Below are 15087 nucleotides of genomic sequence, written 5' to 3'. Positions count from 1 at the left end.
GCTTCGGTGTCAGATGTTCTGCGCCAGCCGGTCCAGCAGTGGCCCCGCCGCCGCGAGCTGCCCCAGCTCGACCTCGGTGAACGCGCCACCGGCGAGGGCCTGGGCGATGAGTTCGGTCCGCGCGTTGCGCTTTTCCTTCAGCTCCCGGCGTCCGGCGTCGGTCACCGTCAGCACCATGCGCCTGCCGTCGTCCGGGTCCGGGCTGCGTTCGACCAGGCCGCGGGCTCTCAGCGCGGCGAGCGTCGCCCCCATCGCCTGGGCGGTGATCTGCACGTCCCGGGCCAGGGCGGAGGAGGTGGCGGGCCCCGAACGCTCCAGGCGCGACAGCGCCGTCCGCTCGGGCATCGTGAGCCCGTCCCCGGTGGGCACCTGCCGCACACGCCGCAACAGCGCGCCGACGCCCACCAGCAGGGAGGCGGCGACCTTTCCGGGTTCCAGATCCTCGTCCATATAGTAAGGCTACCTTATCAGTCAGCCTTACTTGTTTTTGGGTGCAGCGGAATGAGGAGCCCGCCGTTGGAGCCCCTCAGCCGTCGAGGAGGGGTCCGAGCAACTCGTCGAGGTCCGACGGTTCCCGGTAGTGCACGCCGGTCATCCCGAGCGCGACGGCGGCCTCGATGTTCTCCAGCCGGTCGTCCACGAAAAGGCATCGGTCCTCGGCGACACCGGCTCGCTCGGCCGCGATCTCGTAGATCTTCGGGTCCGGCTTGGCCACCCCCACCCGGGCACTGCTGACGACGTGGTCCGCGAAGTCCGCAAGCCCGAGCGACAGCAGATCGCTCTCCAGCTCCAGGGTCGCGTTGGTCACCAGGACCAGGGGCATACGGGTTCGGACCCGGCGGAGCAGGCCCACCACCGCCTCGTCGGCGTGGAACGGCGCCTCGGCGAGCGCCCTGCCCAGTTCGTGGGCCCGCGCCCGTGGGACCAGGTGGGAGAGCGCGAGCGCGATGGACTCCACCCACTGCGGTTGAGTGATCCGACCGAGGAGCAGCGGCAGATCCGTCTCCGGCGCGAAGGCGACCTCCATGGTCGTGCCCGGGGCCAGCCCCGCCAGGCGTTCCAGGTGCGTCAGGCGCGTCGTGTCGTAGAAGCGGATCACGTTGTCGAAGTCGCACAGCACCGCGTCGAAGGGCCTGGTGCGGGGGAGGGAAGTCGTCACCGCCCCTGGATAGCACAGGGGCGGCGAGCGGCCGCTCGGCCGGGCGGCCCCGGCTCCCGCGTGCGTCCGGGGCGCGGGCGGCGGAGCCCGCCGGGTCAGGCGGCGAGCGTCCTGTCCAGTGCGGCGAGTCCGTCCCGGTAGATGCCCTCGAAGAGGGCGGCCGCCTCGCCGTCACCGGCCCCGTCCGGCGTGAAGGTTCCCGACCACTCCACCCGGGAGCCTGCCGCGCCCAGGTCGACGACCTCGAGCGTGGAGCGGTAGTCCGTGACCGGGAAGGGCGCCCGGACTATGGAGTAGACGTAGGTGCGGGCCTGTTCGTCGAAGGATTCCAGGCGTTCCACGATGACCCCGCCCTCCTCGTTCGTCAGTGTGCGCAGCCGGGCGCCCTCACTGAGCCGGCTCTCCTTGATGTACGGCAGCCAGTCCGGCAGGGAGCCGAAGCCGCCGATGAGCTGCCAGACCCGGTCCGCGGGCCACGGGGTGGTGAGGGTGGCGGTGGCGGAGGTCATGAGGCGTCCTTCACGGGTACGGGTGCGTCGTGGGCGATGATCTTCTGGTCCCGCAGCGACTTCCAGAACGCGGACGGCACGTTCTCGGTGAGGGCGCCGAGGTCCTCGGCTATGCGGCTGGGACGAGTCGCGCCGGGGATGGCCGCGGCGACGGCCGGATGCGCCAGGACGAACTGGAGGGCGGCGGACTTGATGCCGATGCCGTGCTCCTGTGCCAGCGCCTTGATGCGGCTCACCTTCTCGACGACGGCGGCGGGTGCCTCGGCGTACTCGTAGTGGTTGCCGCCGGCGAGGATGCCGGAGCTGTAGGGGCCGCCGACGACGATGTCCACGTGCCGCTCGGCCGCGGCGGGCAGCAGGCGCTGCAGCGCCCGTGAGTGGTCGAGCAGGGTGTAGCGGCCGGCGAGGAGGAACGCGTCGGGGCGCGGCTCGTCCAGGTCCAGCGTCATCTCCAGCGGCTCGACCTTGTTGACGCCGAGCCCCCAGGCCTTGATGACGCCTTCCTCGCGCAGCCGGGTCAGGGCGCGGAACGCGCCGGTGCGGGCGCTCTCGTACATGGCGAGCCAGTCGTCGCCGTAGAAGTCCTGCGCGATGTCGTGGACCCAGACGATGTCGAGGCGGTCCGTCCTGAGGCGCTTGAGGCTGTCCTCCACGGAGCGCAGCGTCGCGTCGGCGCTGTAGTCGTTGACGATCCTGTTGGGCCGCCCGTGCTCGAAAAGGGCTCCCTTTTCACCGAGCCGGCGGCTCGCGGGGTCCTCGACCTCGTCGAGGATGACGCGGCCGACCTTGGTGGACAGGACGTACTGGGCGCGGGGCTTGTCGGCGAGGACGTCACCGAGGCGGATCTCGGCGAGGCCGGCTCCGTACAGCGGGGCGGTGTCGAAGTAGCGGATGCCCTGGTCCCAGGCGGCCTGCACGGTGGCGGCGGCCTCGTCGTCGGGGATAGCGCGGAACATGTTGCCGAGGGGGGCGGTGCCGAAGCCGATGCGGCCGGGCAGCAGGGAACGGATGCTCATGGTGGTGGTGCCTCGTTCTTGTGCGTGTGGGGGGGGGTGCGGTGGCGGCCGGGAGGGTCAGTTGAGGGTGTCGGGGTCCGGGCCGGTGCGCAGGGCTCGGTCCAGGGCCGTGAGGGCCTCGATGTCCTCATCGCTCAGCCGGAAGCCGAAGACGTCGAGGTTCTCGCGGATGCGGGTCTCGGTCACCGACTTGGGGATGACCACGTTGCCGGTCTGCAGGTGCCAGCGCAGGACGATCTGGGCCGGGCTCCTGCTGTGCTTCGCGGCGAGCGAGACGATCGCCTCGTCGCTCAGGACGGCACCCTGGGCCAGCGGGCTCCAGGCCTCGGTGGCGATGCCGTGGCGGGCGTGGAATGCGCGCAGTTCCCGCTGCTGGAGACCCGGGTGCAGCTCGATCTGGTTGACGGCCGGGACGACGGAGGCGCTCCGCAGGAGGCGCTCCAGGTGGGCGGGCTGGAAGTTGGAGACGCCGATGGCACGGGTGCGGCCGTCCGCGAGGAGCTTCTCCAGGGCGCGCCAGGTGTCGGGGTAGAGGTCGCGGGCCGGGGTCGGCCAGTGGATCAGGTAGAGGTCGACGTGGTCGAGCCCGAGCTTGTCCAGGGAGGCGTCGAAGGCGGCCAGCGCGGAGTCGTAGCCCTGGTCGGCGTTCCACAGCTTGGTGGTGATGAACAGCTCGTCGCGGGGGACGGCGGAGTCGGCGAGCGCCCGGCCTACGCCGCGCTCGTTGCCGTAGACCGCGGCGGTGTCGATGCTGCGGTACCCGGCGGCGAGGGCCGCGCCGACCGCGGCGGTGGTCTCGTCGTCGGGGACCTGGAAGACGCCGAAGCCGAGCTGCGGCATGGTGACGCCGTTGTTCAGGGTGATGGTCGGAATGGAGCTCATGATGTTCTCGTTCTTTCCGGGGGGACGCGCATGCATCAGCGCCTTACAAGCGACAACAATAATTGCATGCGCGGGCTATTGCAAGCGCACCATAGCGGCGTGCGCCTCATCCCGGACGGCCTCCCCGTCCCGCGTGGACTCCCCCGGACTCCTGCCGCCTCCCCGGACCCCGTGGTCTCCTCAGCCCAGCAGCAACGACCTCGGCTGGGCGGAAAGCGCCTGGTCGAGGACGAGGGAGGCGGCCCCGACCGCCGCGACGTTCTCGCCCAGGACGGTGGAGGCGACGGTTGTGGCATGGGCCGCCCTGACGAACGGGGACCTGGCCACCATCGGCTCGATCGTGGCCAGGAGGCGCCCACCCAGCACGTGCCAGGCCGGCCCGCCGAACACGATGCTGTCGACGTCCAGGAGCGTCGCCGCCGCGCACACCCCCCGGCCCACGCGCAGCCCCAGCCGCTCGATGATGCCGTCCGCCTGGGCGTCCCCCTCCGCGGCGAGCCGGCCCAGGCGCTCCAGGCCGCTCTGGGCGTCGGCCGGGTCGAGCACGGTGTACTCGCCACCGAGGACGCCGAGGGCGATGGCCTCGTCGACCAGGGTCCGCGTGGAGCAGGCGGCGCCGAGCCCGCCCACCTCGCCCGCGTTCCCGGAGACCCCGCGCAGCACGGTGTCGTCCACCACGAGCCCCATGCCGGACCCGGTGCCGAGGTAGAAGAAGAGCAGGTTGCGGCTGTCGGTGACGGCCCCCGCCCAGCGCTCGGCGACGACGGCGGCCGTGACGTCCTTGTCGAGCAGGGCCGGGAAGCCGGTCGCCTCGCTGAGCCGGTCGCGCAGCGGATAGCGGCCCCAGCCGTGCAGCTCGGGCGGCTCGACCACCCATCCGGCGGTGACGTCGATGGGGCCCGGCGCGGCGATGCCGAGGCCGAGGATCCGTCCGTGGTCGATCCCGGACTCCGCCACGATCCCGGACACGGACGCGGCCATGTCCGCGACGGTACCGTCCGTGTCGCCCCCGCTGGGGGTGCGCCGGCTGCGCTGGGCCACCACCTTGCCGAGCAGGTCCACCAGGACACAGGTGATCACGGCGGGGTCGAGATGGACCCCCACCGCGTATCGCGAGGTGGGCACGATCTCCAGCAGGGTGCGGGGCTTCCCGCTGCCGGTGTTGTGTTTGCCCGACTCGCGGGCGACGCCCCGGTCGAGCAGGCGCCGGGTGATGTTCGAGACCGTCTGCGCGGACAGCCCGGTGGCCTGCGCGAGTTCCACCCGGCTCAGGCCGCCGCGGTGCCGGCGGATGGCGTCGAGGATCACGGACTCGTTGAAGTCCCCCATCCTCGGCAGGTTGGTGCCACGCCTGATGCCGCCCTTCTCCGTGCTCGCAGTCCTGGTCGTCAACGTGCCTCTCCCAGCCTCGGCGGGCGACGGCGGCGAGATCGCCGCCTCGCCTGCGACGGCAACAGAATCGATGGAATGGTACGACGCGCGCGGGACAGTGCGCCGGAGCGCATGCCCACGGCGCAACTCCCTCTCGTCCGCGCCGACTTCACCCCCGCGCGCCCGGACGCAGACGTACCGTGCGGATCTGGAAGGGCCGCAGCCTCAGGTCGACGGACCCGCCGTCCGGGGTCAGTTCGCGCGTCGGGCGCTCCAGCAGGTCGCAGTCCTGCGCCCCGGCGAGCGGGAACCCGGCGCTCAGGCGCGCCCCGACCGCTCCCCCGCACGCCTCGTACAGCCGGACCACGACGTCACCGCTCCGGTCGTCGGCGAGCTTGACCGACTCCACCACCACATCGGTGGTGTCGAGCGTGACCAGGGCGGCCGCCTCGGCCGCGGCCGCCCGCAGCGGCAGGTTCATCGCGTAGCCGCCCGCGACGGCCTCCTCGATCCCGGCGCCGGCGAGCAGCGCGTAGCTGAAGCCATGGGCTCCCCGGTCGGCCCGCGGATCGGGGCTGTGCGGGGAGCGCAGCAGGGAGAGCCGCAGCGTCGTGGTGGTCCCGCCGTCCTCGCGGGTGTCGCGGCGCACGTCGTGACCGTAGGTGGAGTCGGTCAGCAGTGCGGCGCCCCAGTGCCGTTCGCCCACGTGCACCCAGCGGTGCGCCCAGAGTTCGAAGCGGGCCGCGTCCCAGCTGGTGTTCTCGTGGGTGGGCCGCTGCACATGGCCGAACTGGATCTCCGCGCTCTCGCGTTCCGCGTGCACGTCGAGCGGCCAGGCCGCCTTCAGTACCGTGTCGCGCTCCTGCCAGTCGATGTCGTTGCGTACGGTCACCCGGCGGCTCTCGGCGGCGAGTTCGATGTGCTGGACGAACCGCGAGTGGCCGTGGAGGCGCTCGACGCGCACCGAGGCGAGGAGCGGGCCCTCGTCCACCAGGGTCACGGACTCGCAGGTGTCGAGGTCGTGGACGACGTCGCGGTAGTACGAGTCGATGTTCCACGCCGACCACAGGTTCGGGTCGTCGGGGTGGAGCTGCAGGAGATTGCCGGCGCTGCCGGGGGCGATCGCCTCCCGCCGCGCCTCGTGGTCGTACACCGAGGTGACCAGGCCGCGCCGGTCCACGACGACGCTCAGCACCCCGTTGCCGAGGGCGAACCCGCCGTCCTGCGCGCGTGCCGTGACGGGCTCCCGGACGTCGACCGCGCCGCCGGAGGCCAGCGGGCCCGTCTCCGCGAGGACCGCGGTACGCCCGTCCGCCAGACGCTGCGCCCCCGCGAATCCCTGGTCGCCCGTGAGGACGGCGACCTCGCGGCGGGCGTACGGCCCGGCGTTCAGCAGCGCGGGTGCGCCGGGCAGCCGGGCAGCCGCGTCGGCGATCAGCGCCTCCAGCTCGGCGTGGATCTCGCCGTACTCCCGCTCGGCCTGCCGGTGCACCCAGGCGATGGACGAGCCCGGCAGGATGTCGTGGAACTGGTTGAGCAGGACCCGCTGCCACAGCGATTCGAGCCGCTCGTACGGGTAGGGCGCGCCGGACCGCACCCCGGCCGTGGCCGCCCACAGCTCGGCCTCGCGCAACAGCGCCTCGCTGCGCCGGTTGCCCCGTTTGGTACGGGCCTGGCTGGTGTAGGTGCCGCGATGGTTCTCCAGGTACAACTCGCCGCGCCAGACGGGCAGGCGCGCGCCCTCGCGTTCGGCGCGCGCCGCCTCGAAGAAGGCGTCGGGCGACTCGACCACGACCTTCGGTGAGCCTTCGAGGTCGCGCAGGCGGCGCGCCTTCTCCAGCATCGAGCGGCTGGGCCCGCCGCCGCCGTCCCCGTAGCCGAACGGGACGAGGGAGCGGGTGGCCGCGCCCTTGTCGTTGAAGTTGCCCTCGGCATGGGCGTTCTCACTGGCCGTCAGGGAGGCGTTGTAGCTGTCGACGGGCGGGCAGTGGGTGAAGATGCGCGAGCCGTCGATGCCCTCCCATTCGAAGGTGTGGTGGGGCAGCTGGTTCGTCTCGTTCCAGGAGAGCTTCTGGGTGAGGAACCACTCGGCGCCCGCCAGTCCGGCGAGCTGGGGGTAGGCGGCGGTGTAGCCGAACGAGTCGGGCAGCCAGATACCGGGCTGCTCGACGCCGAACTCCTCGGCGAAGAATCGGCGCCCGTAGACGAGTTGGCGCGCGAGCGCCTCGCCGCCGGGCAGGTTGCCGTCCGCCTCGACCCACATGCCGCCGACCGGGACCCAGTTGCCGTCGGCTGCGGCCTTCTTCATCCGGGCGTAGACGTCGGGGCGCTGCTGCTTCATCCACGCGTACTGCTGGGCGGAGGAGCAGGCGAAGACCAGCTCGGGGTACTCCTGGGCGAGGGTGGTCATGTTGGTGAAGGTCCGCGCGCATTTGCGCACGGTCTCGCGCACCGGCCACAGCCAGGCCGAGTCGATGTGCGCGTGTCCGACGGCGGAGAGGGTGTGCGCGGAGGCGTGCGCGGGCCGGGACAGCACGTCGGCCAGGAGTGCCCTGGCGCGCGCGGCCGTCGCGGCGACATCGGCCGGGTCGACGGCGTCGGCGGCGCGGCGCAGCGCGTAGCGGATCTCGTGGCGCCGGGTGGAGCTGAGCGGCAGCTCGTGCATCAGCTCGTCGAGCACCTCGATGTCGTGGACGAGGTGCCACACGTCTTCCTCGCGCACCGCGATCTCGGCCTGCCTGAGGCGGTAGAGGGGCGCGTCCCCTGCGGTCTCCAGGGAGCCGTGGTGCAGGTGCAGGCCGGCGCTGCCGACGATCGGCGGGTTGGCGGCCAGCTCGATCAGCAGATCGACGGTGGCGCCCGCGGTGGCCGATCCGTCGAGGAGCACGCTGCGGTTGTACGGGTGCAGGCCCTGGAGCGGCGCGCCCCGGTCGTCGTGGACCAGGCCCTCGGCCTGGCCGCCGGGCCCCTTGGACAGGTCGAAGCCGAGGTCGAAGACGGCCTCCACGCGACGCCCGGACCAGCCCTCGGGAATCTCGGTGCGGGCCCGCATCCAGGTCGTCTGCCAGGGGCTGCCCCAGGCGTCGCCGAGCGTGAAGGGCTCGTAGTCGGCGCTCAGCGCCTCGGTGACGGGGACGGGTTCGCCCTCGACGCGCCAGGCGCTCAGGGCGAGGGGGTGTACGGCGCTGTAGACGGCGGGCCGGACGACCCGGTCGAGCAGCTTGCGGATCCGGTCCTCGATGATCCGGCGGTCGTCATGCACGGAACTGGTCCTTCCAGGGGGCGTACGCGGAGTCGTCGGGGGCCGGCAGCCGGATGGTGTCGTGCGCGCCGTCGGGCCAGGTCACGTCGGCGAGCAGGGTCTCGCCCTCGGCGCGGGTGGCCACCTGGGGCAGGGCGCCAGGTCCCTCGCCGCCCAGGTGGATGAGGGCGACGTGGATCGTGCCGTGGGCGACGGGTCCCTCGGTGGCCACGACCGGGGTGGCGGAGGAGGCGCCGAGGGCGTTGCTGCCGGACCCGGCCACCGTTGCCGCGCGGGGCAGCCCGTGCGTCCCGATGACGACGGAGACCAGCCCCCCGGCTCCCTCGACCCGGGCCCCGGCTCCCCGCGCGGTCGCGGAACCGGCGGCGGAGCGGCGATCGACGGCCAGCGCCCAGCCGCCGACCCGCAGCCGGTGCCCGGCCGCCTCGCCGCCCCCTCGCGCGCGGTCCCCGGCGCAGCCGTCGACGCGTACGGCGCGCACCTCGACGGAGCCCCGCAGGGCCGACCCCGTGGTGATCCAGGGGCCCAGGACGTAGGGGGTGTCGGGTCCGCCGAAGACGTCCCAGGTGGCGTCCTCGGGCCAGTGGGCGCGGGAGCGGGAGACGGCCGTGGCGCCCTCGACCGAGATGCGGGTGGCGGGGCGCCGGTGCGAGGCGCGTCCGGCCGCGTCCAGCAGGACGACCGCGTTGTCGAGCGGGTCGGCGTCCGCGCTGCCGCCGGGCACCGTGGGGTCGCCGGGGGTCTCCGGGGCGGTGTGCGTCGAGTAGGCGAAGCGGGCGTAGGCGGGGTCGTCGGCATGCGGGCGGGCCGGGTCCGCGTGGTCACCGCCGTGGTTGACGACCCGGACGACACCGTCGGCGGCGGTGCCCGAGACGAGCCAGCCGGGCGCGGTCAGGGTGCGTGTGAAGTCACCCCGTTCGACGGGCAGCGCGGTCGCCTCCTCGGTCCACACGGGGTGGCCGGGCGGCAGGGCGAGGCCGATGAACCCCTTGCTCGCCCAGTAGGGGGACGCGGGGCCCGAGTACCCCTGCAGGATGCCCCGGAAGGGCCGGTGCCAGCCGAGCGTCAGCAGGCCCCGCTCGTCGGTGGCGCCGTGACCGGTGAAGTGGTCCAGCGTCCGGCTCGCGAGCGCCCGGGTCTCCCCCGGTGCCAGCGGTGTGGCGTCGAACAGGGCGCCGGTCCACAGCGGGGCGAGCGCGGCGTGCCGGTAGGTGAGGGAGCGGCCCTGGACGAGCGGCGAGCCGTTGGCACCGGTCAGCAGGCGCTGGTCCGCCAGGAAGCGGCGCAGCCTGGCCCGGTAGCGGTCGAGGAGCCCGTCGGGCGCCGCGTCGCCGAGGATGCGGCAGAACCACAGCGGGTACAGGTGCATGGCCCAGCCGTTGTAGTGGTCGAAGTTGCGGTGGGCGGCGCCGGTGAGCCCGTCCGAGTACCAGCCGTCCCCGGCGTACCAGCCGTCGGTGAGGGCGATGACGCGGTCGAGGTCCTGCTGGCGCCACTGCCCGCCGGCCGTGCGGGCGAACGCCTCGGTGACGCCCTGGAACCAGATCCAGTTGTTGCCCGGCATCGGGTCACCGACCATGGGCGCCAGCCACTCCAGGACGCGCTGTCTGACCCGGTCCCCGAGGCGGTCCCAGATCCACGGCCGGGTCTCGTGCAGCGCGATCACGATCGACGCCGCCTCGACCTTCGCCTGGCCGCGTTCGGCGAAGGTCGGCCAGCGCTCCGGGCTCGCGGGGTCGGTGCCGGTGGACAGGCCTGCGGCGTACCAGCCGGCGAGGTCGTGCGGATCGGCTCCGCCCGCTCCCGCCAGCCGGAACCCGGCCAGCAGGAAGGTGCGGGCGAAGCCCTCGAGTCCGTCGCTGTGCGCGCCGTTGTGGCTTGGGACGCCGGGCAGGTGGATCAGGGCGTGCTGGTCGGTGGCGTACGGCCGGACCGCGAGCAGCATCCGGTCCGCTGTCCGCTCCCAGTGGGCACGGTCCTCGGTGGGGGTGCGGTTCATGACTGGCGGCTCTCCCATGCCTGTTCGTACTCGGCGCGGATCCGGTCGCCGGCCTGCTTGCGCCAGTTCCGCATCGCCTCGTCCCACTCCTTGAGGGGGACGCGGCCCTGCATGATGCCCTTGCGGGTGTCGTCCAGCGTCTTCTGGAGCAGCGCGGACACCTTGGCGTTGGTCGGCGAGTAGAGGTCCTCGGTGGGGTTGGCGACGAGCCGTTCGACCGCTTCCTTCTGGAACGCGTACTGCGTCTTTACGATCTCCGGCCTGGACGGGTAGTAGAGCGAGAACGGCGCGTCCGTGGCGAAGATGGTGGGCAGGGCGACCTCGGCCTGGCCCTTCGGGGTGAGGATCGGGTCGGTGCCCTTGAGGGTGTGGTCCGCGCCGGGGACGCCGTACTTGCGCAGCAGGTATCCGTCGGTGCCGAACGGCGAGGCCAGCGCGTTCATCGCGCGCAGGATCTGCTTGATCCGGTCCTTGGGCGCCTTCTTGATGATGAGCATGCCGTAGTAGGACTGGCCCTGCCATTGGACCCCGTCACCGCCGTCCCAGCCCGGCGCGAGCATGTAGCCGAGCTCGAAGTCCTTCTTGGTCGGGGCGTACATGGTGTAGTAGTCGTTCCAGGCCACTGGCCCGTCGGGGTTGAGGACGGTCTGTCCGGTGCCGAACCAGTCCTTGACCTTGCCGGTGACGCTGTAGGCGTCCGGGTGCATCACCCCGGCCCTGGTCATCCGGCGGACCGCGTCGAGCGTCTGCCCGGCCTCCTCGGTCTCGAACCACCAGGTGAACCTGCCGTCCTTCTCACGCCACTTGTTGGGGCCCCCGAGCATCTGCATCACGGTGTCGAAGGCGGTGATGGGGTCGCCCATGGCGTACTGGCTGTGCTTGTGGTCGGTGACGTCCTTGCACAGCTGGAAGAACTCCTGCCAGCTCTTCGGGTCCGGGTCGAGGTCGCGCTCGCGGATCAGGTCGAGGCGGGTGTAGACCGGGCCGCCGGAGAGCGGGCGGGGCATGGGGATCGCGTAGATGCCGCCGTTGAGCACGCAGGGCGCCCAGGAGGGGGACGGGATGTTCGCGAGGTAGGGATAGTCGCGGATGCTGTCGCCGGACAGGTGCTCGGTGAGGTCCTGGAAGAGCGCGTCCAGCATGCCGGGCGTAGCGGCTGAGTTCTGGCTCGGCGGCAGCATCAGCATGGTGTCGGGCAGGTCACCGCCCGCGACGGTCACGGCGAACTTGTTCGGGTAGTCGGTGACCGGCGAGATCTGGAAGTTGAGATCGCAGCCGACGCTTCTGTTCAGCGCCTGCCACATGACGTTGTCCGTGGCCGGCGGCGGCACAGGATTGAAGATCAGCGTCATGATGTCGATGGCCGGGCCCTTGGCGGGCGGGCCGCCCGGCAGCGACTTCACCGGTTTGGCCGGGAAGTTGAGGTAGCCGGGCGCGACACCGGCGGCGGTGGCCGGCATGGATGTCGGGACGCCGTTGTACGGGATGTAGGCGGGCAGCGGGACCTTGGCGTTGGCCGCCTTGGTCGATACGGGGCGGTAGTCCCCGCAGCCGGCGAGCGCCAGGCCGGCCGTGACGCCGGCGGCCGAGGCGAGGAAGCCGCGGCGGCTGAGTGGTGAGTTCATGGCAGTTGTCCCTTATCCCTTCACCGCTCCGACCATCACGCCCTTGTTCATGTGGCGTTGGAGGAAGGGGTAGACGATCACGATGGGCACGATCGACAGCACGAGGATCGCCGCCTGGAGGGACTGGGCGGGCGGCAGTGGAACCCCGGCCGCGACGTCCACCTGACCGCCGCTGAGCGCCGCGTTGTTGACCACGTAGGTACGCAGCACGAGCTGCATGGGCCACTTGGACGCGTCGTTGATGTAGAGCAGCGCGTTGAAGAACGCGTTCCAGTAGGTCACCGCGTAGAACAGGCCGATGACGGCGACCGCGGCCTTGGACAGCGGGAGCACGATCCTGGTGAGGATGGTCATCTCGGAGGCGCCGTCGATGCGCGCGGAGTCCAGGAGCTCCTTGGGGATGCCCATGAAGAAGGAGCGCAGCACGATCACGTTGAACGCGTTGATCATGGTCGGCAGGATCAGTGACCAGTAGCTGTTGATCAGGCCCAGCTGTTTGACCATCAGGTAGCTGGGGATGACGCCCGGCGCGAACAGCATGGTCATCAGCAGCATGATGAGGACGGGCCGGTGGCCGAAGGATCCGGGCCGGCTGAGTCCGTACGCCAGCATGATGGAGCAGACCAGGCTCAGCGCGGTGCCGACCACGGTGACTCCGACGCTGACCAGCATGGCCTTGGAGACCAGGCCGCCCGAGAGGAGCGCCGAGTAGGCGGACCAGCTGGGGTGGTCGGGCCACAGGACGTAGCCGCCCGCCTTGGTGACCTGGGCCGTGTCGGCGAGCGAGGTCGAGATGATCGCGAGGAACGGCAGCAGGACCAGCACCACGCAGATCAGCAGGATCAGTGACTTGAGGGCGCGCCACGGCGGGGATCCGGGTGTTTCCCCGGGGATGGCGCTGTAGGACCTTCGGGGCCTGCGGCGCACCGGGTGCGCGGGTGACAGCGTTGTCATGACTTGTACACTCCTTCCTCGCCGAACAGGTGGGCGATCTTGTTGGCGCCCAGGACGAGCGCGACTCCGATGACTCCTTTGACGAGGCCGACGGCGGCACTGACGCCCCAGTCCCCGCCGAGGAGGCCGTGGTTGTAGACGTAGGTGTCGAGGACCTCGCTGTTCTCCAGCCCGACGCCCGACTGCTGCAGCAGGATCTGTTCGAAGCCGACGGACAGGGCGTCACCGAGGCGGAGGATGAGCAGCAGGATCACCAGTCCGCGCAACGCGGGCAGGGTGACGTGCCAGGTCTGCCGCAGCCGGCTCGCGCCGTCCATGGCCGCCGCCTCGTAGAGGTCGTTGTCCACGCGGGAGAGCGCGGCCAGGAACAGGATCGTGCCCCAGCCGGTGTCCTTCCAGATGACCTGGGAGGTGAGCAGGGTCTTGAACAGCTCGGGGTTCCCGATGATGTTCCAGGTGCCCATGTCGTGCGCCTGCAGGAACAGGTTGAGCATGCCGCCGTTGCCCAGCAACTGCTGGAAGAGGGCGACCACGACCACCCAGGACAGGAAGTGCGGCAGGTACAGGACGTTCTGCACCCACTTCTTGACCCGTTCGCTCACCAGGCTGTTCAGCGCCAGGGCCAGCAGGATCGGCACGGGGAAGACGAAAACTACCTGGATCAGGGTCAGTTCGAGCGTGTTGACGAGCGCTCGGACGAACTGCTCGTCGCCGTTGAAGAGGACCTCGAAGTTCTTCAGTCCGTTCCACGGGCTGTGCAGGATGCCGATGTAGGGCTGGTAGTCCTGGAACGCGATGACGTTGCCCAGCAGCGGTATGTAGTGGAACAGCAGCAGGACGACGATGCCCGGGACCAGGAACCAGAACAGGGTCATGTCGCGTCGGGGGCGCGGGCGCCGCGGCCGCTGACTCCCCGGCGGCCTGTCCTCCTCGGCCGCGCGGGCGGCCGGCTGATCAAGCGTTGTCATGACATCAAGCCCTTTCACCGAGAGTCGGGCGTCGTCGGCCGCCTCCCGGGGCCGGCAGTGCGGGGTGGTGCGATCAGCGATGTGACGTCCGTGGGGTGCTGCGATCACTGATGTGACGTCCGTGGGGGCTGGGAGGCGGGCGCGCGGGGCGGTCAGGCCAGACGCGGGAGCGCCTCGCGGGTGACCTCGCCGAGCAGTGGCCTCCCCGCCACCCAGCGCTCGGTCTCCTCGACCGCGTACTGTCCGAGCCGTCGGACCTCGCTGCCCTGTGCGCCGGCGATGTGCGGAGTGAGCAGCACGTTGGGCAGGGCCGCCAGCGGGTGGTCCGGCGGCAGCGGTTCGGGATCGGTCACGTCGAGGTAGGCCTCGATGCGGCCGGTCGCGCACTCCCGGGTGAGGGCTTCGGTGTCGACGACGGGCCCCCTGGCGGTGTTGATCAGAGCGCCCCCGTCGGGCAGCAGAGCGAGCATGGCGGCGTCGAGCAGTCCCGTCGTCTCCGGCAGCAGCGGAGCGTGCACGCTCACCACCCGGGACAGGCGGCACAGTTCGGCGAGCCCTGCCCGCCGCGCGCCGAGCCGGCGCGCCTCGTCGTCCGTGATGTACGGGTCGTACAGCAGGATCTCGTACCCCGCACCGGAGCCGGCCAGTTCGGCCACCACCCGCCGGCCGATGCGCGAGGCGCCGACGATGCCCACGGTCATCCCGTCGGCGCCTGAGCGGTCGGCGGTGGCGGGCCATACACGGGGGTATCCGGCGGCCATCGTCAGGGTCCGGCGGGCCGCGAGTGCGATGAGGGCGACGGTGTACGAGGCGACGGGCCCCGCGTTGGCGTCGGCTGCCGACGACACCACGATGCCGCGCTCCCACACTGCCTCGCTGACCAGGGACTTGACGGTGCCCGCGGCATGGATGACGACGCGCAGCCGGGGCGCCCGCGCGAGGACATCGGCGGTCAGCCGGGGGCAGCCCCAGCCGCTGATCAGGATCTCCGCGTCGCCCAGTGCGGCCCCCGGATCGCGTCCGTCGGAGGTGGAGGGCGGGGCGAGGCGGACGAGCTCGCAGAGGCGTGCGCGCAGATCGGCGGGGAGTACGGAATCGGCCACTGCGGGGTCCATGACGCACACCGCTTCCGGCCGTTCGGACGGGGTGGGCGGCTCGGGCCGTCCCGGTGGCTGCTGTGGCTGTAGTGGCTGATGCGACGTGCGCGACTTCTGTGGCTGCTGCGGATCGAGGGGCTGCTGCGGCTTGGGGGGCTTCGGTGGTTCGGGTGGCTCCGGTGGTTCGGGGTGTGCGGCTCGGGCTGTCATGAGCGGGTCCTCTTTCGGTCCTCTGCCGGGTCGAT

At 71.6% G+C, this 15087-nt stretch carries 12 protein-coding genes; all 12 read right to left on the bottom strand.

Translation table 11 applies throughout. The features are described from left to right. Nucleotides 1-9: 9 nt before the first annotated feature. The 12 genes from EDD93_RS32335 to EDD93_RS32280 all read right to left on the bottom strand — a co-directional run bounded on the left by EDD93_RS32335 (nucleotide 10) and on the right by EDD93_RS32280 (nucleotide 14860). The gene (locus EDD93_RS32335) at nucleotides 10-450 is read right to left on the bottom strand and encodes a MarR family winged helix-turn-helix transcriptional regulator (RefSeq protein WP_123529245.1); all 441 of its coding nucleotides are present in this window, start codon (nucleotides 448-450) and stop codon (nucleotides 10-12) included. Nucleotides 451-526: 76 nt separating this feature from the next. Next, on the bottom strand, nucleotides 527-1159 hold the full coding sequence (locus tag EDD93_RS32330) for an HAD-IA family hydrolase (RefSeq protein WP_260256021.1): 633 nt from the start codon (nucleotides 1157-1159) through the stop codon (nucleotides 527-529). Between the two features lie 95 nt (nucleotides 1160-1254). Beyond that, entirely contained in the window at nucleotides 1255-1668 is a 414-nt protein-coding gene (locus EDD93_RS32325) for an SRPBCC family protein (RefSeq protein WP_123529243.1), read from the bottom strand. Next, nucleotides 1665-2684 carry an aldo/keto reductase gene (locus EDD93_RS32320; protein ID WP_123529241.1) on the bottom strand — a complete coding sequence of 340 codons (1020 nt, stop codon included), beginning with the start codon at nucleotides 2682-2684 and terminating at the stop codon, nucleotides 1665-1667. Before EDD93_RS32320 ends, EDD93_RS32325 begins: the two co-directional genes overlap by 4 nt. A 57-nt stretch (nucleotides 2685-2741) precedes the next feature. Next, nucleotides 2742-3566, bottom strand: coding sequence for an aldo/keto reductase (locus EDD93_RS32315; protein ID WP_123529239.1), 825 nt, complete (start codon nucleotides 3564-3566; stop codon nucleotides 2742-2744). 180 nt (nucleotides 3567-3746) lie between these two features. Next, on the bottom strand, nucleotides 3747-4958 hold the full coding sequence (locus EDD93_RS32310) for an ROK family transcriptional regulator (RefSeq protein WP_123529237.1): 1212 nt from the start codon (nucleotides 4956-4958) through the stop codon (nucleotides 3747-3749). A 148-nt stretch (nucleotides 4959-5106) separates the two neighbouring features. Beyond that, nucleotides 5107-8199: a glycoside hydrolase family 38 C-terminal domain-containing protein gene (locus EDD93_RS32305; RefSeq protein ID WP_123529235.1), complete on the bottom strand. Its 3093-nt coding sequence runs from the start codon at nucleotides 8197-8199 to the stop codon at nucleotides 5107-5109. Next, on the bottom strand, nucleotides 8192-10198 hold the full coding sequence (locus tag EDD93_RS32300; RefSeq protein WP_185092584.1) for a DUF2264 domain-containing protein: 2007 nt from the start codon (nucleotides 10196-10198) through the stop codon (nucleotides 8192-8194). The genes EDD93_RS32305 and EDD93_RS32300 overlap by 8 nt, the downstream gene beginning before the upstream one ends. Further along, nucleotides 10195-11823 (bottom strand): substrate-binding domain-containing protein, encoded by a 1629-nt coding sequence (locus tag EDD93_RS32295; RefSeq protein ID WP_123529233.1) that lies wholly within the window; start codon nucleotides 11821-11823, stop codon nucleotides 10195-10197. Before EDD93_RS32295 ends, EDD93_RS32300 begins: the two co-directional genes overlap by 4 nt. A 12-nt stretch (nucleotides 11824-11835) precedes the next feature. Continuing rightward, entirely contained in the window at nucleotides 11836-12777 is a 942-nt protein-coding gene (locus EDD93_RS32290) for a carbohydrate ABC transporter permease (RefSeq protein WP_123529231.1), read from the bottom strand. After that, nucleotides 12774-13745, bottom strand: coding sequence for a sugar ABC transporter permease (locus EDD93_RS32285; protein ID WP_123529230.1), 972 nt, complete (start codon nucleotides 13743-13745; stop codon nucleotides 12774-12776). Before EDD93_RS32285 ends, EDD93_RS32290 begins: the two co-directional genes overlap by 4 nt. 152 nt (nucleotides 13746-13897) lie before the next feature. Beyond that, nucleotides 13898-14860 (bottom strand): hydroxyacid dehydrogenase, encoded by a 963-nt coding sequence (locus tag EDD93_RS32280; protein ID WP_123529228.1) that lies wholly within the window; start codon nucleotides 14858-14860, stop codon nucleotides 13898-13900. Nucleotides 14861-15087 lie beyond the last annotated feature (227 nt).

The sequence above is a fragment of the Streptomyces sp. 840.1 genome, from assembly GCF_003751445.1.
Taxonomy (GTDB): Bacteria; Actinomycetota; Actinomycetes; order Streptomycetales; family Streptomycetaceae; genus Streptomyces.
This window is presented reverse-complemented; position numbering and strand designations above follow the sequence as displayed.

What these genes read in the sequence shown, in the direction of transcription:
- EDD93_RS32335 (WP_123529245.1), bottom strand. Translation starts at nt 450, where the DNA reads ATGGACGAGGATCTGGAACCCGGAAAGGTCGCCGCCTCCCTGCTGGTG.
- EDD93_RS32325 (WP_123529243.1), bottom strand. Translation starts at nt 1,668, where the DNA reads ATGACCTCCGCCACCGCCACCCTCACCACCCCGTGGCCCGCGGACCGG.
- EDD93_RS32320 (WP_123529241.1), bottom strand. Translation starts at nt 2,684, where the DNA reads ATGAGCATCCGTTCCCTGCTGCCCGGCCGCATCGGCTTCGGCACCGCC.
- EDD93_RS32315 (WP_123529239.1), bottom strand. Translation starts at nt 3,566, where the DNA reads ATGAGCTCCATTCCGACCATCACCCTGAACAACGGCGTCACCATGCCG.
- EDD93_RS32300 (WP_185092584.1), bottom strand. Translation starts at nt 10,198, where the DNA reads ATGAACCGCACCCCCACCGAGGACCGTGCCCACTGGGAGCGGACAGCG.
- EDD93_RS32295 (WP_123529233.1), bottom strand. Translation starts at nt 11,823, where the DNA reads ATGAACTCACCACTCAGCCGCCGCGGCTTCCTCGCCTCGGCCGCCGGC.
- EDD93_RS32290 (WP_123529231.1), bottom strand. Translation starts at nt 12,777, where the DNA reads ATGACAACGCTGTCACCCGCGCACCCGGTGCGCCGCAGGCCCCGAAGG.
- EDD93_RS32285 (WP_123529230.1), bottom strand. Translation starts at nt 13,745, where the DNA reads ATGACAACGCTTGATCAGCCGGCCGCCCGCGCGGCCGAGGAGGACAGG.
- EDD93_RS32280 (WP_123529228.1), bottom strand. Translation starts at nt 14,860, where the DNA reads ATGGACCCCGCAGTGGCCGATTCCGTACTCCCCGCCGATCTGCGCGCA.